Source organism: Neorhizobium lilium (genome assembly GCF_004053875.1).
Taxonomy (GTDB): Bacteria; Pseudomonadota; Alphaproteobacteria; order Rhizobiales; family Rhizobiaceae; genus Neorhizobium; species Neorhizobium lilii.
In genome coordinates, this window is sequence record NZ_SBIP01000004.1 from 208,792 (window position 1) to 228,363 (window position 19,572).

The 19,572-nt window shown below is 61.2% G+C and carries 19 protein-coding genes; 8 read left to right on the forward strand and 11 right to left on the reverse strand.

The features are described from left to right. Window positions 1–19: 19 nt before the first annotated feature. From cysG to EPK99_RS17895, 5 genes are all read left to right on the forward strand, one after another. The gene (gene cysG / locus EPK99_RS17875) at window positions 20–1,474 is read left to right on the forward strand and encodes a siroheme synthase CysG (protein ID WP_128444453.1); all 1,455 of its coding nucleotides are present in this window, start codon (window positions 20–22) and stop codon (window positions 1,472–1,474) included. After that, window positions 1,471–1,785: a DUF2849 domain-containing protein gene (locus EPK99_RS17880; RefSeq protein WP_128444454.1), complete on the forward strand. Its 315-nt coding sequence runs from the start codon at window positions 1,471–1,473 to the stop codon at window positions 1,783–1,785. The genes cysG and EPK99_RS17880 overlap by 4 nt, the downstream gene beginning before the upstream one ends. A gap of 7 nt (window positions 1,786–1,792) precedes the next feature. Then, on the forward strand, window positions 1,793–3,466 hold the full coding sequence (locus EPK99_RS17885) for a nitrite/sulfite reductase (protein WP_128444455.1): 1,674 nt from the start codon (window positions 1,793–1,795) through the stop codon (window positions 3,464–3,466). Between the two features lie 17 nt (window positions 3,467–3,483). After that, the gene (locus EPK99_RS17890) at window positions 3,484–4,002 is read left to right on the forward strand and encodes a DUF934 domain-containing protein (RefSeq protein WP_128444456.1); all 519 of its coding nucleotides are present in this window, start codon (window positions 3,484–3,486) and stop codon (window positions 4,000–4,002) included. Between the two features lie 139 nt (window positions 4,003–4,141). Then, window positions 4,142–4,957 carry a ferredoxin--NADP reductase gene (locus EPK99_RS17895; RefSeq protein WP_128444457.1) on the forward strand — a complete coding sequence of 272 codons (816 nt, stop codon included), beginning with the start codon at window positions 4,142–4,144 and terminating at the stop codon, window positions 4,955–4,957. A gap of 271 nt (window positions 4,958–5,228) precedes the next feature. Here the strand turns inward: EPK99_RS17895 and hflX are convergent, their stop codons facing one another. The 8 genes from hflX to dusB form a co-directional block, all read right to left on the reverse strand. Further along, window positions 5,229–6,569 carry a GTPase HflX gene (gene hflX, locus EPK99_RS17900; protein ID WP_128444458.1) on the reverse strand — a complete coding sequence of 447 codons (1,341 nt, stop codon included), beginning with the start codon at window positions 6,567–6,569 and terminating at the stop codon, window positions 5,229–5,231. Between the two features lie 78 nt (window positions 6,570–6,647). Beyond that, entirely contained in the window at window positions 6,648–6,890 is a 243-nt protein-coding gene (gene hfq, locus EPK99_RS17905; RefSeq protein WP_128445003.1) for an RNA chaperone Hfq, read from the reverse strand. Window positions 6,891–6,996: 106 nt separating this feature from the next. Further along, window positions 6,997–7,860 (reverse strand): D-amino-acid transaminase, encoded by an 864-nt coding sequence (locus EPK99_RS17910; RefSeq protein WP_128444459.1) that lies wholly within the window; start codon window positions 7,858–7,860, stop codon window positions 6,997–6,999. A gap of 98 nt (window positions 7,861–7,958) precedes the next feature. Beyond that, window positions 7,959–9,323, reverse strand: coding sequence for a nitrogen assimilation response regulator NtrX (ntrX, locus tag EPK99_RS17915; RefSeq protein ID WP_128444460.1), 1,365 nt, complete (start codon window positions 9,321–9,323; stop codon window positions 7,959–7,961). Then, window positions 9,313–11,583, reverse strand: coding sequence for a sensor histidine kinase NtrY-like (locus EPK99_RS17920; RefSeq protein WP_128444461.1), 2,271 nt, complete (start codon window positions 11,581–11,583; stop codon window positions 9,313–9,315). Before EPK99_RS17920 ends, ntrX begins: the two co-directional genes overlap by 11 nt. A 207-nt stretch (window positions 11,584–11,790) precedes the next feature. Beyond that, on the reverse strand, window positions 11,791–13,242 hold the full coding sequence (ntrC, locus tag EPK99_RS17925; protein WP_128444462.1) for a nitrogen regulation protein NR(I): 1,452 nt from the start codon (window positions 13,240–13,242) through the stop codon (window positions 11,791–11,793). Then, entirely contained in the window at window positions 13,239–14,387 is a 1,149-nt protein-coding gene (locus tag EPK99_RS17930; protein ID WP_128444463.1) for a two-component system sensor histidine kinase NtrB, read from the reverse strand. Before EPK99_RS17930 ends, ntrC begins: the two co-directional genes overlap by 4 nt. Continuing rightward, complete coding sequence (dusB, locus tag EPK99_RS17935; protein ID WP_128444464.1) at window positions 14,384–15,385, reverse strand: tRNA dihydrouridine synthase DusB; 1,002 nt, start codon at window positions 15,383–15,385, stop codon at window positions 14,384–14,386. The genes EPK99_RS17930 and dusB overlap by 4 nt, the downstream gene beginning before the upstream one ends. A 171-nt stretch (window positions 15,386–15,556) precedes the next feature. On the opposite strand from dusB, the gene EPK99_RS17940 reads away from it, so the two are divergent. Continuing rightward, complete coding sequence (locus tag EPK99_RS17940) at window positions 15,557–16,774, forward strand: bifunctional 2-C-methyl-D-erythritol 4-phosphate cytidylyltransferase/2-C-methyl-D-erythritol 2,4-cyclodiphosphate synthase (protein ID WP_128444465.1); 1,218 nt, start codon at window positions 15,557–15,559, stop codon at window positions 16,772–16,774. Continuing rightward, on the forward strand, window positions 16,771–17,277 hold the full coding sequence (locus tag EPK99_RS17945; protein WP_128444466.1) for a CinA family protein: 507 nt from the start codon (window positions 16,771–16,773) through the stop codon (window positions 17,275–17,277). Before EPK99_RS17940 ends, EPK99_RS17945 begins: the two co-directional genes overlap by 4 nt. A gap of 21 nt (window positions 17,278–17,298) precedes the next feature. Here EPK99_RS17945 and EPK99_RS17950 read toward each other — a convergent pair whose 3' ends face one another. After that, the gene (locus tag EPK99_RS17950; protein WP_128444467.1) at window positions 17,299–17,748 is read right to left on the reverse strand and encodes a type II toxin-antitoxin system RatA family toxin; all 450 of its coding nucleotides are present in this window, start codon (window positions 17,746–17,748) and stop codon (window positions 17,299–17,301) included. Between the two features lie 226 nt (window positions 17,749–17,974). On the opposite strand from EPK99_RS17950, the gene EPK99_RS17955 reads away from it, so the two are divergent. Beyond that, on the forward strand, window positions 17,975–18,160 hold the full coding sequence (locus EPK99_RS17955; RefSeq protein ID WP_128444468.1) for a hypothetical protein: 186 nt from the start codon (window positions 17,975–17,977) through the stop codon (window positions 18,158–18,160). A gap of 20 nt (window positions 18,161–18,180) precedes the next feature. Here the strand turns inward: EPK99_RS17955 and lipA are convergent, their stop codons facing one another. Beyond that, window positions 18,181–19,155, reverse strand: a complete 975-nt coding sequence (gene lipA, locus EPK99_RS17960) for a lipoyl synthase (RefSeq protein ID WP_128444469.1) — start codon at window positions 19,153–19,155, stop codon at window positions 18,181–18,183. Window positions 19,156–19,195: 40 nt separating this feature from the next. Then, window positions 19,196–19,441, reverse strand: a complete 246-nt coding sequence (locus EPK99_RS17965) for a GlsB/YeaQ/YmgE family stress response membrane protein (RefSeq protein ID WP_128444470.1) — start codon at window positions 19,439–19,441, stop codon at window positions 19,196–19,198. Between the last annotated feature and the right edge of the window lie 131 nt (window positions 19,442–19,572).

Below are 19,572 nucleotides of genomic sequence, written 5' to 3' on the forward strand. Positions count from 1 at the left end.
AATGAATACCGGTAATTCAATGCCCATCGAGCAAGAACGACTGTCGGTCTTTCCGGCCTTTTTTCGTGTGCGCGGGAAAAGGGTTCTGATCGTGGGCAATGGCGACGAGGCCTATGCGAAAGCGCGCCTGCTGCGCAACACGGACGCTCATATTGTCGCCTGTGCGGACGAACCGGAAGCGGACTACGCCGCCTTCCTGTCAGCGCAGCTAATAGAACTGGCTCGCACTCCCTTCGAGCCCGACTTCGTTGAGGATGCCGTGCTGGTGTTTGCCGCGACCGGCAATGCAGAACAGGATCAGGCGATCGTCGCTGCTGCCCGCGCCCGGAAGATTCCGGCCAATGCGGTCGATCAACCCGACTTCTGCGATTTCCTGACGCCCGCCTTGGTCAATCGGGCTCCGGTCGCGGTCGCGATCGGAACCGAGGGCGCCGGTCCGGTGCTCGGCCAGATGATCCGCGCCCGGATCGACATGATGCTGTCGCCGTCGCTCGGGCCGCTGGCGCGGCTTGCTACCCATTATCGACAGGCCGCGGACGTGCTCGTTCCCCGTGGAGTGTCCCGCCGCCTGTTCTGGCGCCGCTTCTTCACCGGAGCCGTTGCCGATAGCGTCGAAGCCAGCGACATGCTTGCCGCGCGGCGAGCCGCAGACGACCTTCTGGCGGTAACCGGCAAGGCAGATGGCAAGGTATGGCTGGTCGGAGCGGGTCCCGGCGCCGAGGACCTGTTGACGCTTCGCGCCCAGCGGGTTCTGATGGAAGCCGACGCCATCGTCTACGATGCACTCGTGCCGCAGGCGATCGTCGACATGGGCCGCCGCGATGCGGACCGTCTTTCGGTCGGCAAGCGCAAGAACTGCCATTCCAAGTCGCAGGATGAGATCAACCGGCTGCTGGTCGAGCTTGGCCGCGAAGGAAAGCGCGTCGTCCGGCTGAAATCGGGCGACCCGCTCGTCTACGGGCGTGCCGGCGAGGAAATGGCGGCGCTTCGCGATGCCGGCATCGATTACGAGATCGTGCCCGGCATCACCTCCGCCTTTGCCGCTGCCGCCGATTTCGACCTGCCCCTGACCTTGCGCGGTGTAGCCTCATCGCTCGTCTTCACGACCGGCCATGACCTGTTGGGCGAAGTTCTGCCGGACTGGGCGAGCCTTGCAGTTTCCGGGGCAACAATTGCCGTCTATATGGGCCGCACCGTTGCGGCATCCGTTGCCGAACGCCTGATGGATGCCGGTCTTGCGCGGGAAACGACCGTCGCAGTGGTGGAGAATGCCAGCCGTCGCGACCGGCGGCTGTTCCACGGCATACTGAGCGAACTGCCGGCGCTTGAGGCCCGTGACGATCTCACGGGGCCGGTGATGGTGATCATCGGAGAGGCTGTCGCCGGTGCCAATTTTGCAAAATCCGAGCCGCTGTCCGCCCATCGCCCGGTCGGGCTGCACAGTCTTTCGGAAAACATGGGAACGGAACGATGACCGACAAGGTTCTGACCGCCAACCGGCTACTCGATGGCATCGCCGTCTGGCTCGATGCGAACGGCCAGTGGACCGAGAGCCTGCAGGATGCGCTGGTTGCCCGCCATGCAGAAGCCATCGCATCGCTGGAGGAGATCGGCAAACGCGATTTCGCGGACAATCTGGTCGTTGACGTAGCGGTCGTCGACGTGCAGGAACTGGACGGCAAGCTCTGGCCGATCCGGCTGCGCGAACGCATTCGTGCCCAGGGTCCAACCATGGATTATGCTGAGGGTTACCGCCCTGCGGATCCCAAGTTCATCGCAGTCTGAGGAAGTCATGTACCGTTACGACGAATTCGACCACGCATTTGTGACGAGCCGCGTGGAGCAATTCCGCGATCAGGTCGCGCGCCGCCTGTCAGGAGAGCTTGCAGACGACGTGTTCAAGCCGCTGCGGTTGATGAACGGCGTCTATCTGCAGCTGCATGCCTATATGCTGCGGATCGCCATCCCTTATGGCACGCTGAACTCGCAGCAGATGCGCATGCTGGCACATGTCGCCCGCAAATACGACCGCGGCTACGGGCACTTCACGACGCGCCAGAACATCCAGTTCAACTGGCCGAAGCTGGGCGACATTCCGGATATCCTGGCGGAACTGGCGACGGTCGAAATGCACGCGCTGCAGACCTCGGGCAATTGCATCCGCAATGTCACCGCAGATCATTTCGCCGGAGCTGCAGCGGACGAGGTGGCGGATCCCCGTCCCTATGCGGAAATCCTTCGCCAGTGGTCTTCCGTCCATCCGGAATTTTCCTACCTGCCGCGCAAGTTCAAGATCGCGGTGACGGGCGCCGAACGCGACCGGGCGGCGATCCAGGTGCATGACATCGGCCTGCACGTAAAGAAGAACGACCGGGGAGAACTGGGCTTTGCTGTCTATATCGGCGGCGGCCAAGGCCGCACGCCGCTGATCGCCAAGAAGATCCGCGACTTTCTGCCGGAGGAGGATCTTCTCTCCTACACGACCGCGATCATGCGCGTGTACAATCTGCATGGCCGCCGCGACAACAAGTACAAGGCGCGCATCAAGATCCTCGTGCATGAGACGGGCGTAGAGGAACTGACCCGCCAGGTGGAAGAAGAGTTCGCGCATCTCCAGGGCGGCGAACTGAAGCTCCCCGAAGCGGATGTCCAGGCCATCGCCGCCTATTTCGCGCCGCCGACGCTTGCCGATCGCCCCGAAGGCTGGGCGCAGCTTGCCGGATGGAAGAAGCAGGACGAGGATTTCGCCCGCTGGGTCCAGCGCAATGTCCAGCCGCACAAGCATCCCGACTACGGCATGGTGACGATTTCCCTGAAGCCGATCGGCGGCATTCCGGGCGATGCGTCGGATAAGCAGATGGACCTGATCGCCGACCTCGCGCAGGAGTACGCCTTCGACGAAATCCGCATCAGCCATGAGCAGAATGTCATCCTGCCGCATGTGGCGCTGGCGGATCTGGAGCCGCTTTACCGTGCGCTTGCGGCACAGAACCTCGGCACTGCCAATGCGGGGCTGATCACCGACATCATTGCCTGTCCCGGCCTCGACTACTGCGCGCTTGCCAATGCGCGCGCCATCCCGGTCGCGCAGGAGATTTCCACCCGTTTCGGCTCCTATGAGCGACAGGCGGAAATCGGTGAGCTGAAGATCAAGATTTCCGGCTGCATCAATGCCTGCGGCCACCACCATGTCGGCCATATCGGCCTTCTGGGTGTCGAGAAGAAGGGTGCCGAACTCTACCAGATCACACTTGGCGGTTCGGGCGACGAGAACACCTCGATCGGCGAAATCATCGGGCGCGGCTTTGAGCCGAGCAAAGTGACGGACGCGATCGAAACAATCGTGGACACCTATCTCGGGCTTCGCCTGTCGGCGGAGGAAACATTCCTCGCCGCCTATCGCCGGGTTGGGCCGCAGCCGTTCAAGGACGCGCTTTATGGCGATGCCAAGGCTGAAGCGGCGTGACGGGAGCGAGCGGAACCATGAGCGAGACGGCGAAGATCTGGCGCGAAACCGGTTTTGTCGAAAACGACGTATGGGTTGTCGAGACGGACGACGTGAAGGCGAGCGAGGACCAGAGGGCGTTGCTGCCGCTCGATGCGCTGATCGAAAAAGCCGAGAGCAGCAATGATGTCGGGCTTGGCGTGCTGATCAAGCCGGCCGACGATGTCCGCAAGCTGGAGCCCTATCTCTACCGCCTCGAGATCGTCGCGGTGGAAATTCCATCTTTCAGCGACGGTCGCGCCTTCAGCCATGCCTCGCTGCTGCGCGAGCGGCTGGCCTACAAAAACGAGCTGCGTGCGGTGGGCGATGTGCTGATCGACCAGATCCCTCTCATGCTGCGGTGTGGCGTGGACAGTTTTGCGGTCAGGAACGCATCGGCATTGAAGCATCTCGCGGAGGGAAGGCTTCCCGGCATCGACGTGCATTACCAGCCGACGGCTCGCCCGGAAGAAAAGGCGGGCGGCTATAGCTGGCGCCGCAGCACCACTGGCGCCTGACGCCTGACGCCTAAAGAAGAGAGAAACGCACATATTTTCCTTGGGGCATGCGGTTGCGACACTGCAATAGCTTCAAATGCGGAGGCTTTTGGTATATTCGCACCTGCGAAAGCCAGATGACGAGAAGACGGACAGGTTGATGAACGCTCCAGCAAAGACCGAAGATTTCGTAGCAGCGAAGATCCCGGACGGCGTCTACGCCGAAACGGTGCTGAGCGTCGACCATTATACGGATCGCCTGTTCCGCTTCCGCATGACGCGTCCTTCCGGCTTCCGCTTCCGGTCCGGCGAATTCGCAATGATCGGGCTGATGGTGGGCGAAAAGCCCGTCTACCGCGCCTATTCGATCGCAAGCCCGGCCTGGGACGAAGAACTGGAGTTCTTCTCCATCAAGGTGCCGGACGGCCCGCTGACCTCCCACCTGCAGATGATCAAGCCGGGTGATACCGTGCTGATGCGCAAGAAGCCGACGGGCACGCTGGTGCTTGACGCTCTGACGCCGGGCAAGCGGCTCTACATGTTTTCGACCGGCACCGGTATTGCGCCGTTTGCGAGCCTGATCCGCGATCCCGATACCTATGACATGTTCGAGGAGGTCATCCTCACCCATTCTTGCCGCGAGGTGGCGGAGCTGAAATACGGCTTCGACCTGATGGAAGAGATCCGCAGCCATGAATTCCTGTCGGAAATCGTTGGCACAAAGCTCAAGCATTATCCGACGGTGACGCGGGAAGCCTATCCCTATCAGGGCCGTATCACTGACCTGATGGAAAACGGCAAGCTCTACACCGATCTCGGGGTTCCGCCGCTCGATCCGGCGGTCGATCGCGGGATGATCTGCGGTTCCGCCGCCATGCTGAAGGATACGAAGGCGCTGCTGGAGAAGGCGGGCCTCAACGAGGGCGCCAATAGCAAGCCGGCAGAATTCGTCATCGAACGCGCATTTGTGGGGTGAGGTCTGATCGGCGAAGCCGACGAAACGATCCAGTGAATCGTTTCGAAGACCGAACGCCCTGAGCTTAAAGCGAAGGGCTGGGTAAGCGACGACCGAAGGCAGCTAACCTTAAGCCGCCCCATAAAAGATCCTCTTCAACCCGCAGCCGCTCCATCCCCGGGCTGCTTTAGGCGTGATATCCTTGCGGTAGACGAAGAACACCGCAAGGGCGAGGAGCGCGATACTGCCGCAACCAGATGCGAAAGAGGATAGCCGCCCGCCCTTGGCGCCGCTACCGCTCCCAATCCTCTTTTTCAGGCTTGGGACCGTTGCCGAGTTTCCGCTCAAGCTCGTCCGCCTGGGAAGCCGAAAGGCGCAGATCGAGGGTGACCGATCCATCCTCGTTGTCGTCGCGGTGATCGACCTGGGCGTTTTCGTAGACCCAGGAGACGACGGCCAGCTTTTCCGGCGGGATGGTGATGGTCGCCTCGGTCTGGACGCCGGACAGGCGGCTGCCGATCTCGTCCATCAGCCGGTCGATACCCTCGCCCGTCACCGCCGACAGCGCCATGATGTCGTCGCGTCCCGCTGCTCTTTCGGCAATCGCCTCATGCGCTTCCGCGTCGAGAAGATCGATCTTGTTCCAGACTTCGATCAGGCGCTCCGAGCGCTCCTTCTCGCCGATGCCGAGATCGTCCAGAATGCGGATCACATCCCCGGACTGTGCGGCATTGTCCGGGTCGGACATATCGCGCACATGCAGGATCAGGTCCGCTTCGAGCACTTCTTCGAGCGTCGCGCGGAAGGCGGCGACCAGATGCGTCGGCAGGTCGGAAATGAACCCGACCGTATCGGACATGATGACCGTGCGGCCATGCGGCAGCTTCATGCGGCGCAGCGTCGGGTCGAGCGTGGCAAACAGCATGTCTTCCGCCAGCACGCCGGCGCCGGTGATGCGGTTGAACAGCGTCGATTTGCCGGCATTGGTGTAGCCGACAAGGGCCACGATCGGATGCGGCACCTTGCGCCGCTTGGCGCGGTGAAGCTGGCGGGTCCGCACGACCTGTTCGAGCTCACGTTCGAGCCTGACGATCCGATCCTGGAGAAGGCGGCGGTCGGCCTCGATCTGGGTTTCACCGGGACCGCCCATGAAGCCCGCGCCACCGCGCTGGCGTTCAAGGTGGGTCCAGCTGCGAACCAGGCGGCCCTTCTGATAATTGAGATGCGCCAAGTCGACCTGCAGCGTGCCTTCCTTGGTGGAGGCGCGGCGGCCGAAGATCTCGAGAATGAGGCCGGTCCGGTCGATGACCTTGGCGTTCCATTCCTTTTCGAGATTACGCTGCTGCACGGGTGTCAGCGGATGATCGACGATCACCAGGCCCGCGTCGTTCTCATCGAGAATGGCCTTGATCTCTTCGATCTTGCCGGTTCCGATCAGCGTGGCAGGCTTGGGCTGGTTCACCGGCACGATCAGGCCAGCGACGATCGTCAGGTCGATCGCCCTGGCAAGGCCGATCGCCTCTTCCAGACGGGCTTCGTTGGAGCGCTGCGGAGCCGGGACGGTAGCCGCCTCCGCCTGGCTGCCGCGGGCCCTCACCTGCTTGAGGACGGGAACCACAACGGCTGCGCGCATATCATCCCGGCGCTTTTCAGCCTCGGGAATGAGCGACTCATTCGACGTATCGCGATTTGTAATTTGTTCTTGTCCTGGTTAGGCGGCAGTTTCCTCGGTCTCGAACATCTGCAGCGGCTGGCCCGGCATGATGGTCGAGATAGCGTGCTTATACACCAACTGAGAGTGTCCGTCACGCCGAAGCAGCACGCAGAAATTATCAAAAGACGTAACGACGCCCGTAAGCTTGACCCCGTTGATGAGGAAAATCGTCAAGGAAATCTTTTGTTTGCGAACTGTATTGAGAAACAAGTCCTGAAGGTTCTGAGAACGTTCCGCCATAGCGCCGCTTCTTTCTTTTGCCGGCCAAAGCCGGATCATGAGCAATTTTAATAAAGAGACGATCGGGAAGCGCCCCCGTGCTTCCCTTCCCCCAATAGTCTGGTTATCAAATCGCCGTCTTTTCCGCAATGTCGAAAAAGGCGTCACGAATGGCAGCCGATGTGGTGCCGGGGTGGCCGTTGGCAATCGTCCTGCCATCCACTTCAACGATCGGAACACAACTTCCCGTCGCAGAGCTGAAGAACACTTCTCGTGCACCCAGAAGCTCGTCCATCTTGAACTCTCGCTCCGCCACCTTCAACCCAAGCCGCGTGGCCACATCGAGAATCGTCGTGCGGGTGATCCCTTTGAGGATGCCGTGCTCTGCCGGCCGCGTCACCAGGGTGCCGTCGGATGCCACGATCCAGACATTGGAGGAGGCGCCTTCCATGACCACACCGTTCCGGTCCACGTAGATTGCGTCCTGGGCGCCGGCATCCCTTGCCTGCTGCTTGGCAAGCACGTTCGGCAGAAGACCAACGGACTTGATATCGACCCTGTCCCAGCGATTTTCGGGGACGGTGATCACCTTGATGCCGTTTGCGTATTTCTTCGTCACGACAGCAGGATCCGTATTCTTGGCGGTCACGACAAGCGTGGGGACGGTCTCTGCGGCCGGGAAGAAGTGGTCGCGGCGCGCTGCTCCACGCGTGACTTGCAGGTAGAAGATGCCGTTGCGGACGTGGTTGCGGCGAAGCACTTCGCGGATCACGAGGGTCAGCGAACCCCGCGCCATGGGTGCCTTCATCCTCAATTCCCGGAGAGAACGGTCGAGACGGTCCAGATGGCGCGTCAAATCGACAATCAGTCCCTGCCTCACTTCGCATACTTCGTAGACGCCGTCCGCAAACTGGAAGCCCCGGTCTTCCACATGCACCGCGGCATCGGCATGCGGCACGTAACGACCATTCACATAGGCAATTCTGGACATTGGGGTGTTCCGGTTATGAAGAACTAGAAGTGACAAACATGTGGAAAACAGCCGGCAGCATGCGCCACCGCCGAGGCGGCGCGCATTGCCGAGCGGCATCAGACGCCGAGCGACTTCAACTTGCGATGCAGTGCGGAACGCTCCATGCCGACGAATTCCGCCGTGCGGGAGATGTTGCCGCCGAAGCGGTTGATCTGCGCGACCAGATAATCGCGCTCGAACATTTCCCGCGCTTCACGCAAGGGCAGCGTCATGATGTGCACGTCACCCTTGGAGGAGACCTTCGGCAGCATGTCGCCAAGGTCCGGCGGCAGCATGTCGGCGGAAATCGCCGTATCCGGACCGTCGGTGCGGGCCAGGATCATCAGGCGTTCGATGTTGTTGCGCAACTGGCGGATATTCCCGGGCCAGTCGTTCGCCTGCAGGACGGCCATGGCATCATCGCCGATCTTGCGCGGTCTGATACCGGCCTGCTCGGAGACCTGGCGCATGAACATGTCGACCAGAAAGGGAATGTCCTCGCGGCGCTCTGCCAGCGCCGGAACCTTGACCGGCACGACGGCAAGCCGATGGTAGAGATCCTCACGGAACGAGCCATCTGCGATCAGGCTTTCAAGGTTGTAGGCGGTCGAGGAAATGATACGGACATCCACCTTGACCCGCTTGGAACCGCCGACGCGTTCGAATTGCTGATCCACCAGAACGCGGAGAATCTTGTTCTGCGTTTCGCGGGGCATCTCGCCGATTTCGTCCAGGTAGAGAATGCCGCGATGCGCTTCTTCAAGGGCTCCGATCTTGCGGGGCTGGCCGGGCGTTCCTTCCGTGCCGAATAGCGCCATTTCCATGCGCTCGGGTGTAATGGTCGCGGCATTGAGGGCGACGAAAGGACCGCCGGCGCGGGAGGATTTGCGATGGATCATCCGCGCTACCAGTTCCTTACCGGAGCCGGAAGGCCCAAGGATCATGATGCGGCTGTTCGTTGGCGACACCTTCTCGATGGTCTGGCGCAATTGCGAAACGGCGACGGAGGTGCCGACCAGCTCGGCTGCGTCACCGGTGCGCTTCTTCAGCTCCGTCACTTCCCGCTTGAGCTTGGAGTTTTCGAGCGCACGTTCCGCGATCAGGATCAGCCGATCGGCCTTGAACGGCTTTTCGATGAAGTCGAAGGCGCCGCGCTTGATGGCCGATACCGCCGTCTCGACATTGCCATGACCGGATATCATGACGACCGGCAATTCCGGGTGACGGCTCTTGATCTCGTCCAGCAGCGCCAGTCCGTCGAGCCGGGAGCCCTGCATCCAGATATCCAGAAAGACGAGCCGCGGAACACGGTCGGAGATGGTCGCCAGGGCGCTGTCGCTGTCATGCGCAGTGCGGGTTTCGTGTCCTTCATCCGAAAGAATGCCCGAAACAATGTCGCGGATATCCGCCTCGTCATCCACGACCAAAATATCAGACGCCATAGGCTACTTCCTTGTCATTTCCCGTTTGAGGCACCGCGGCCCGCTCGATATGCGGCAGCAGCACTCTGATCATGGCGCCGTTGCCATGGTCGAATTCCGGAGGCGCATCATGCAGTTCGAGCTGCCCCCCATGTTCTTCGATGATCTTCTTGACGATAGCGAGCCCAAGGCCGGTGCCCTTGTCGCGCATGGTCATGTAAGGCTCCAGAATGCGATGGCGGTTTTCCTGCGGCAGACCGCTGCCGTTGTCGATCACGTCCACGACGAAGAGGTCGCGTTCATGGTCAAAGGCGGAGCGCACCATGACCTTGCGCCCGTCGCGCTGCTGGTCGCCGGGCACAGCCTCGATCGATTCCACCGCGTTCTTGATGAGGTTGCCGAAAGCCTGGCCCAGCATGCGCGCGTCGAACATGCCGGTCAGCGGCTCGTCGCCGAGTTCGCGAACGAAGTCGACATGGGTGGTTCCCATTTCGCGCAGGAACATGGCGTCACGCAGAATGCCGCGCAGGTCGGTCGGCTCCTTCGATGGTTTGGGCATGCGGGCGAAGGACGAAAACTCGTCCACCATCCGGCCGATATCGCCCACCTGGCGCACGATCGTATCCGTGCACTGGTCGAAAATGGCGCGATCGTTTTCGTCGATCTGCTTGCCATAGCGACGCTTCAGGCGCTCCGCCGAGAGCTGGATCGGGGTCAGAGGGTTCTTGATCTCATGAGCAATGCGGCGAGCGACGTCAGCCCAAGCCGTCGAACGCTGCGCGATGACGAGGTCGGTGATGTCGTCGAGCGTGATGACATAGGAATCCTTGGCCGAACGCTGTTCTTCACGGGTCACCTGCACGGACAAGGTTCGTTCCTTGCCGCCACGCATGAGGTTGACCTGCTTGCGAAAATCATTGCGGGAACGAGCCATAGCCTCTGTCATCACATGATCGATTTCCGGCGCCACGTCCTGCAGGGTCTTCCCGAGCAGGCCTTCGGCGGAAATTCCCAGAAAGGCTTCGGCCGAGGGATTGCCGATAGTGATCCGTCGATCGGCATCGACGCCGATGACAGCCGCCGTCACGCCGGACAGTACCGCTTCGATAAAGCGCCGGCGGTCATCGACCTCATCCTTCGCCTCCAAGATCTCGTCGCGCTGGCTGCGGATCTCCGAGATCATCTTGTTGAACGTGCGCGACAGGCTGCCGACGTCGCCATCCGCCGCGCGGACCGGCACGACCACGGCAAGATTGCCGGTCGCAACGCTGTCGGCAGCGCTGATCAGCAGCCGGATCGGCCGCACGATACGGTCGGCAACCGCGATTGCCGCCCATATCGCCGCCAGAAGAACGATGAGCGCAAAGCCGAGATAGAGGACCGCGAAGGCGAACTGCAGCGACATACGGCCCGCTTCCATCGACTTATATTCGGCCGTGTTCTCCTCCATCAGCCGCATCGCGTTCATGACCTTCGGATCCACCGCACGGATTGTGTAGAGGAAGGTGCCCGGCATGTTGTCGATCTTGATGACGGCGCCGACGAGATTGGTAACGCCCGGTGGAATAAGCGTTGGCTGTCCTCCAGCCGCACTTTTCAACGCATCCTGGGGGATGGCCGGAAGCGGCTTCTCGGTCTTGATGTCGGCCTGGGCGATCGCCTGACCGTCCTCCTGAACAAGAAACGCGCCCAGCATGCCGCGTCCCCTCGCCTGACGGGTCATCAGTTCTACGAAGCCGGTGCGGTCGAGGTAGAACATGGCGCGGTTGCGCTCGAGGTCGTTCGACATCGACACGGTCTGGCCTTGCAGATAGCTGGCATTCTCCATCATGTAGGCGCGTGCCACGTCCTGAGAGGACTGGACGATCGACTGGGTACGGATGGAGAACCAGCGGTCGAGGCCGACATTGAGCGTCAGGCTGGCGAAAATGGCGACAAGAACGGCCGGGGTGATTGCCACGATCGAGAAGAGAACCACGATGCGCACATGCAGCCTTGCTGCCGCACGGCCGCGATTGCGTGCTCTGACGAGGCGGGCGACTTCCCGGCCGATCAGATACATAAGGCCCAGAATGTAAAGCGAGTTGATGACCGCCGAGGCGATCACGACATTCGTGGTAGGCGCGACGGGAGTGAGGCCGAGCAGCACGAAAAGCGTCAGCGTAGCGCAAATGAGAGCCCCACCGGCCAGAAGCAAACCCGGCAGCGCGAAGGAGGCGCGCCGATCCTGGACCGGTACTATAGGTTCGCTCGCCATGGACACTGCCACGTCGTCCGCCATCGCTTGCTCCGGTCCCCGAACCCTGGCTCTGCCCTCGCCCGGGTCTTTGCCGGGAACAAGAAAAGCGTCCGCCTTGAATGGATGTTCTCAGTTGCGCCGGCGGTCGCCGCCCCGCGTCAGCAACTGACACCCTGCGTGACTTCTAAGCAACGCATTGTGGCGAAAATGCAACGGAGGTGTTTGCGTGTCAAGCCGCAGGGTTGGAGATCATGCGCCGCGGGCGCTGCGGTAGACGGAGACGCCCAGTTCGCGGATCTTCTTGCGAAGCGTATTGCGGTTGAGGCCCAAAAGATCGGCTGCCTTGATCTGATTGCCGCGCGTTGCCGTCAGCGCAGCCAGAATCAGCGGATATTCCATCTCCGTCAGGACTCGATCGTAAAGGCCAGGCGGCGGAAGATTATCGCCGAAGCTCGAGAAATAGGTCCGCATGTTTTCCTCGACCGCCTGCGAAATGGTGAGCGAACCGCTACGGGCGCCCATCTTGTCAATCGGGCTGTCGGGAACATCGGAGCGCAGTTCCGATTCGATGATTTCGCGGGTGATGACCTCCTGCGGATAAAGCGCCATCAGGCGGCGGACGAGGTTTTCCAGCTCGCGGACATTCCCCGGCCAGGCATAGGATTTCATACCGTCCAGCGCTTCATTGTCGAAGCGCTTTGCGTCGAGGCCTTCCTTTTCGGCCATCTGCATGAAGTGCCGCACAAGATCGGGAATATCCTCGGCGCGGTCGCGAAGCGGCGGGAGACGCAAGGGGACGACGTTCAGGCGGTAATACAGATCCTCGCGGAAGAGGCCCTGGTTGATGAGCGTCTTCAGGTCCTTGTTGGTGGCCGCAACAATCCGCACGTCGGTCCGGATCGGGGTACGCCCGCCGACCGTGGTGTATTCGCCCTGCTGCAGCACGCGCAGCAGCCGGGTCTGCGCGTCCATTGGCATGTCGCCGATTTCGTCGAGGAACAACGTGCCGCCTTCGGCCTGTTCGAAGCGGCCGGTGGACCGGTTCTGGGCTCCCGTGAAGGCGCCCTTCTCATGGCCGAAAAGTTCCGATTCGATCAGGTCGCGGGGAATGGCCGCCATGTTGATCGCAACGAAGGGGCCGTTGCGGCGCTTGCCGTAATCATGGAGCGCGCGGGCCACAAGCTCCTTGCCCGTGCCGGATTCGCCGGTGATCATCAGCGTCAGGTCGGTCTGCATGAGACGCGCCAGCACGCGGTAGATTTCCTGCATGGCGGCGGAGCGGCCGACCAGCGGCATGCCGTCCTGCATGTCGTCATCCAGACGAGCCGGCTTGCGCTTCGGCTCGGCAAGCGCCCGGCCGATGATGGCGATGAGTTCCGTCAGGTCGAAGGGCTTGGGCAGGTAGTCGTAGGCACCTTTTTCCGACGCCTTGATCGCCGTCATGAACGTGTTCTGGGCACTCATGACGAGAACCGGCAGATCCGGCCGTGCCTTCTTGATGCGCGGCAGGAGGTCGAAGGCGTTCTCGTCCGGCATGATGACATCCGTCACTACGAGGTCACCCTCGCCGGCCGAAATCCAGCGCCAGAGGGTTGCAGCGTTCGAGGTGATGCGCACATCGTAACCGGCTCTCGTCAGGGCTTGGTTCAAGACGGTGCGGATGGCCGCGTCGTCGTCGGCGACAAGGATCGTGGCAGTCATTTAACGCTTCCTGTGAAGTTGTCGGCACGGCCGTCGCCGGCCTCTTCCTTGTGCATGGGCATCAAAACCCGGAAAATGGTGCGCCGGCTCTGGCTGTCGCATTCGACGATGCCGCCATGGCCACCGATGATCTTGGCGACGAGGGCGAGACCGAGGCCGGAACCGTTGGTCTTGGTGGTGATGAAGGGATCGAACAGATGCGGCAGAAGATCGAGCGGCACGCCAGGCCCATTGTCGATGACGCAGAATTCCAGCGGCAGCGAGATTTTCTCGCGGGTGCCGGCGACCGAGAGACGGATACCCGGGCGATAGGCGGTCGTCAGCATGATCTCGGCGTCCGACTGGTCGGAAACGGCTTCCGCCGCGTTCTTTACGAGGTTGAGGAAGACCTGCACGAGCTGATCGCGGTTCGCATAGACCGGTGGCAGCGAGGGGTCGTACATCTCGGAAAACTTGATCTTGCGGGCAAAACCTGCCTTGGCGATCGCCTTCACATGATCCAGCACCGAGTGAATGTTGATCGGCGACCGATCTACGGGCCGCTCATCCGAAAAGACTTCCATGCGATCGACTAGGGAGACGATCCGGTCCGTCTCATCGCAGATAAGTCGCGTCAGGGCGCGGTCGTCGTCTGGCACCGAGGTTTCCAGCAGCTGCGCAGCGCCCCGAATGCCCGAAAGCGGGTTCTTGATCTCGTGGGCCAGCATGGAGGCAAGCCCGGTGACGGATCGAGCGGCGGCGCGATGCGTCAGCTGACGGTCGATCTTGTCGGCCATCGACCGTTCCTGAAAGACGACCACGACGGAACCGGGCTCGCTGACGACTGGCGCGACGTAAAGATCGACCAGCTTTTCCTGTCCGAGCCGCGGCGACGACAGATCGACCCGGTATTCGTTGACCGGCGCCTTGCGCTCGCGCACCTGGTCGATCAGCGCCAGCAACGGGCTACCGAAAGGAATGAAGGTCGAGATCTTGTTCTTCGCGAGATGGGCGGCGCTGGAGCCGAAAAAGGCTTCCGCCTCCCAGTTGGCGAAGGCGACCTTGCCGGCCGCATCCACCAGGATCACCGGATTCTGCACCGAATTCAGGACGGCCATGGCAAGGGCCTGCCCCTGCGCCGTGCTCTGTTCAGAGGTCTTGGTCATGCAGCCTCCCTGCGGGCGTCATGTGTTGTTCCGGCTGAAAGCGCGTCCGCCATGCGCCGCAGAACCTCGTTCGGATGCCTGCATGTCATGATCGCCGCCTTCGCGTCGCCCGGTAGGTCCGGTGCGAAGCGCTCCAGATACCAGCCCAGATGTTTGCGCGCATGCCGCAGACCAGCTTCCTCGCCATAGAGCTGCAGCATCGCTTCGTAATGTTCAGAAACAAGAGCGGCGATTTCGTTCTGCTCGGGAACTGCATGGCCGGCAAGCCAGCCCACATGCCAGGGGCGGCCTTGCGCACCACGCCCGACCATGACCGCATCTGCGCCGGACCGCTTCAGGATCTCGGCGGCATCCTGCGGCGATTCGACATCGCCATTGGCAACAAGAGGAATGGAGACCGCATCGCGCACGAGACGGATCGCATCCCAGTCCGCCCTGCCCTCGTAGAACTGCATGCGGGTGCGACCGTGGATCGTCACAAGCTGGATACCGGCCTCTTCGGCGCGGCGCGCAATCTCTGGCGCGTTGATGGAATTGTCGTCCCAGCCCAGCCTCATCTTCAGCGTTACCGGCACCGTGACCGCCTTCACGGTTGCCTCGATCAGCGACAGCGCATGATCCGGGTCGCGCATCAGCGCTGAGCCGGAATAGCCTCCGGTCACCTTTTTTGCGGGACAACCCATGTTGATGTCGATGATATCGGCGCCGTTGTCTGCGGAGATCCTGGCAGCCTCTGCCATCCAGTGCGCCTCGCGACCGGCAAGCTGCACCACATGCGGGGTAATCCCCGTGCTTTTCAGCCGCGCCCAGGATTCGCCCCGGTTCATCACCAGTTCGCGGCTTGCCACCATCTCCGTCACCACCAGGCCGGCACCGTAGCGCCAGGCAAGCGTGCGAAACGGCAGGTCCGTCACACCCGACATCGGAGCGAGGAGGACTCGATTGCGAACAGGAACGGACCCGATCTCAAACGGCGTGGCGAGATGTTTTAGATGCAAATGATGATCTTTCGGGCATGCGGGCTTGTTGCACTATTTTTATTCAGGCCAAACGCATTTGCCAAGAGCTATTCCCGTTTTGCGTTATTTTTAAGCGCCCTGCTGGAAATGCGGCTTTTGAGGCTATAGTCCTGCGCCTGTCAATCTTCAACCACGGGACAGGTAAAGGCCATGGGCGACAGCGCCATGACAATCGGGATCGTGATCGTTGCAGCCGGCCGGGGCGAACGGGCTGGTTCACCTGGCGACGGACCGAAGCAGTACCGTCCGATCGGCGGACAGCCGGTCATACGCCATACGCTCGCTGCCTTTCTCCAATGGCCTCTCAGCGGCCCGGTGGTGGTCGTCATCCATCCGCAAGACGAATCACTGTTTGCCGAAGCCATCCATGGCCTGCCGAATGCTTCCCACATCATCACTACCTTCGGCGGAGACACCCGCCAGCGCTCCGTCTATGAAGGGCTCAAGGCTTTAGCAACCACGGACGCCACCCATGTGATGATCCATGACGCGGCCCGACCCTTTGTTGACCACGCCCTGCTGAACCGGATCGCCTCGGGTTTTGACGAAGGACATGATGGCGTGCTGCCGGCAGTGCCGGTGACGGATACGTTGAAGCGCGGCGGCTCGGATGGATTGGTGCATGAGACGGTTCCTCGGTCGGGGCTTTACGCTGCCCAGACGCCACAGAGCTTTCTCCTCTCGGCGATCCGCATCGCTCACGAGAAAGCCGCAGCGTTGCGCCGCGACGATTTCACCGACGATGCCTCGATTGCCGAATGGGCGGGCATTCCGGTGCGCCTTGTGGAAGGCTCTGTCGACAACATCAAATTGACCGTGCAACGGGACATCGCCATGGCCGACGAAAAGCTCTCCCGAAACTCCAGCGTGGCTCTACCGGATGTTCGTACCGGCAATGGTTACGACGTCCATCAGCTGGTGCCTGGCGATGGCGTGACGCTGTGCGGCGTCTTCATTCCACATGACCAGACGCTCAGCGGCCATTCGGATGCCGATGTGGCCTTGCACGCCCTGACCGACGCCCTGCTCGCCACCTGCGGCGCCGGCGATATCGGCGACCACTTCCCACCCTCCGACATGCAATGGCGCGGCGCGCCGTCCAGGATCTTTCTCGATCATGCCGCAAAGATCGTGCGCGAACGCGGCGGCACGATCATGAATGCGGATGTGTCGCTGATCGCCGAGGCCCCGAAGATCTCACCGCACCGGGAGAAGATGCGCGAGAACCTGGCGGAAATCCTTGGAATCTCGCTCGACCGTTGCTCGGTAAAAGCCACCACAAACGAAACGATCGGCTTCGTCGGAAGGCGGGAGGGCATTGCCGCCATCGCCACCGCCACCGTCGTTTATCGTGGGGATGTTTCATGAGCCTTTTTCCCGAAGACATCGAGGAGCAGGCGCGGCGGATCATCGTCTCCTTCGGCGCAAGAGGCTTGATGGTTGCAACAGCGGAATCCTGTACGGGTGGCCTGATCGCCGGGGCATTGACTGAGATTTCCGGCTCCTCGGCCGTCGTCGATCGCGGCTTCGTCACCTATACGAACCAGGCAAAGATGGACATGCTGGGAGTTTCGGAAGCGACGCTTGCGACGTTTGGGGCCGTTTCCCGCGAGACGGCGCTGCAGATGGTGCATGGCGCCCTCTTCCGCTCACGCGCTTCCGTCGCGGTGGCAGTTACCGGGATTGCCGGCCCCGGAGGCGGATCGGCGGAAAAGCCGGTAGGCCTTGTGCATTTGGCCGCCGGTCGCCGCCAGGGCCCGGTGCTGCATCGGGAAATGCACTATGGAGATATAGGTCGCACCCAGGTGAGGCTTGCCACGATCAGAACGGCACTCGATATGCTTGTCGAGGCTGCAGGCGAGATCGGTTGACACGACCTCCCGGCCGAAACGTCAGGCTTTTGCGTAGATCTTGTCAGCCCGCTTTTCGAAGGCTTCGGCAAACATGCGGAATGCCCGGTCGAACATGGATCCCATCAGGGCGCCGAGAATCATGCTCTTGAACTCGTAGTCGATGAAGAAGTGCACGGTGCAGCCGGTCGCGGTCGGCTCGAAATGCCACTTGTTGTCCAGATATTTGAATGGGCCTTCGACATATTTGACGTCGATCGCCCGATCTCCTGGATTGAGCAAAACTTGGGTCGTGAAGGTTTCGCGGATCGCCTTATAGCCCACCGTCATGTCCGCGATCAGCAATTCCTTGCCGTCGCGCTCCTTGCGGGACCGGATCGCCAGTCCATCGCAAAGCGGCAGGAACTGCGGGTAGGTTTCGATATCGGCGACCAGCGCATACATATCTTCTGCGCTGTGCTTGACGGGACGATGGTTCTCGAACTTAGGCATAATCCGGCAGTTAAGCGTCCTTGGCGCCAAGATCAAGAGAGGCATGAAGTGACGGCAGTTTTGCGCGCCGACTTGCTGCCGAAGCCGCGCATTCTTTGACCAAAATCAAGTTCATGATTAACAAGATTTAATGCTCTGTGACAGAGTTGTAATAGCGACTGTAGACAATCTTGCCTATGATGGTGCAATGCAACATAGCACCGCCTGAAGCTTGGAAGATCCTGCCATGGACGATTTTACCCAGATGATAAAGCTGCTGGAGTCTGCTCGGCAACTCGCCGACATGAACCAGATGCCAATGCTTGTGTATCTCCTGGAGATGGCGAAGGCGGAGGCACGTGGGCACCGTTTCGTTCTGCGCGAACGGCATCGCGGTCAGGACAAGACTATCAAGCTGCAGGCGGCCGAGTAAGCGGCTTGTTCCGATCGCCGCTATTCGGCAGCGATCAGAAGCTTCCGTTCGCGGGCCGCCCTCAGGCGGGCGAAGTCATCCCCGGCGTGATGCGAAGACCGTGTCAGCGGACTGGACGAAACCATTAAGAACCCCTTGGTATAGGCGACGGTCTCGTAGGATTTGAATTCCTCCGGGGTGACGAAGCTCATCACCGCGTGATGCTTGCGCGTCGGCTGCAGATACTGGCCGATCGTCAGGAAATCGACGCCCGCAGTCCTGAGGTCGTCCATCAGCTGCAGCACTTCGTTACGCTCCTCGCCAAGCCCGACCATGATGCCGGACTTGGTGAACATGGTCGGATCGAGTTCCTTCACCCGCTGCAGCAGGCGCACGGAGTGGAAATAACGGGCGCCAGGACGAACCGTCAGGTAGTTGCCTGGAACAGTTTCCATATTGTGGTTGAAAACGTCGGGCTTAGCCGCGACGACGCGCTCAAGAGCCCCCGGCTTCTTCAGGAAGTCCGGCGTCAGGATTTCGATCGTCGTGTTCGGGGAAGCAGCGCGGATCGCCCAGATGACCTTCTCGAAATGCTCGGCGCCACCGTCTTCCAGGTCGTCGCGATCGACCGAAGTGATGACCACATGCTCGAGGCCCATCTGCTTGACGGCCTTGGCGACGTTTTCCGGCTCTTGCCAGTCAAGCGCATTTGGTTTGCCGGTGGCGACGTTGCAGAAGGCGCAGGCGCGGGTGCAGATCTCGCCCATGATCATGAAGGTGGCGTGCTTCTTATCCCAGCACTCGCCGATATTGGGGCAGCCCGCTTCCTCGCAGACCGTCACCAGCTTGTTTTCCTTCACGATGGAGCGGGTTTCCTGGTAACCCTTGGAGACCGGTGCGCGCACACGGATCCATTCCGGCTTGCGCAGGACTTCCTGATCGGGCCGGTGCGCTTTTTCCGGATGGCGGAGGCGCTTCTCTTCCGAAAGGACCGTTCTATCGAGGATGGTGACCATCAAAAACCTGCTTTCCAGCGCGGGAAACCGCCGAATACCGTCAGCGCCTGACGAGCTTGGCAATAAATAGCAAAATACATGAACCGATGAAACCTGTTACGAGGTAACCCAGCCAACCGCTGTGAACATAGATGCCGGCGCGGGCGAATATGGCGCTGCCGAGGACCGCCCCGACTATGCCGATCACGATGTTCATGAACAGACCAAAGCGCAGGTCCATAAGGATGCCGGCGAGCCACCCAGCCAAACCTCCGATGATGATCGCCGTCAACCAACCCACGCCCATGTGAAACCCCGTTTGATCCGTCAAGAGGTAGGTGGGAAGTCGCCCACCCACCTGCAATGCTTGGCTGAAGCCTCAGCCCCGTGCCCCGTCATCCCTGTGCTTGTCACAGGAATGACGGGGTGGAGGCTGTT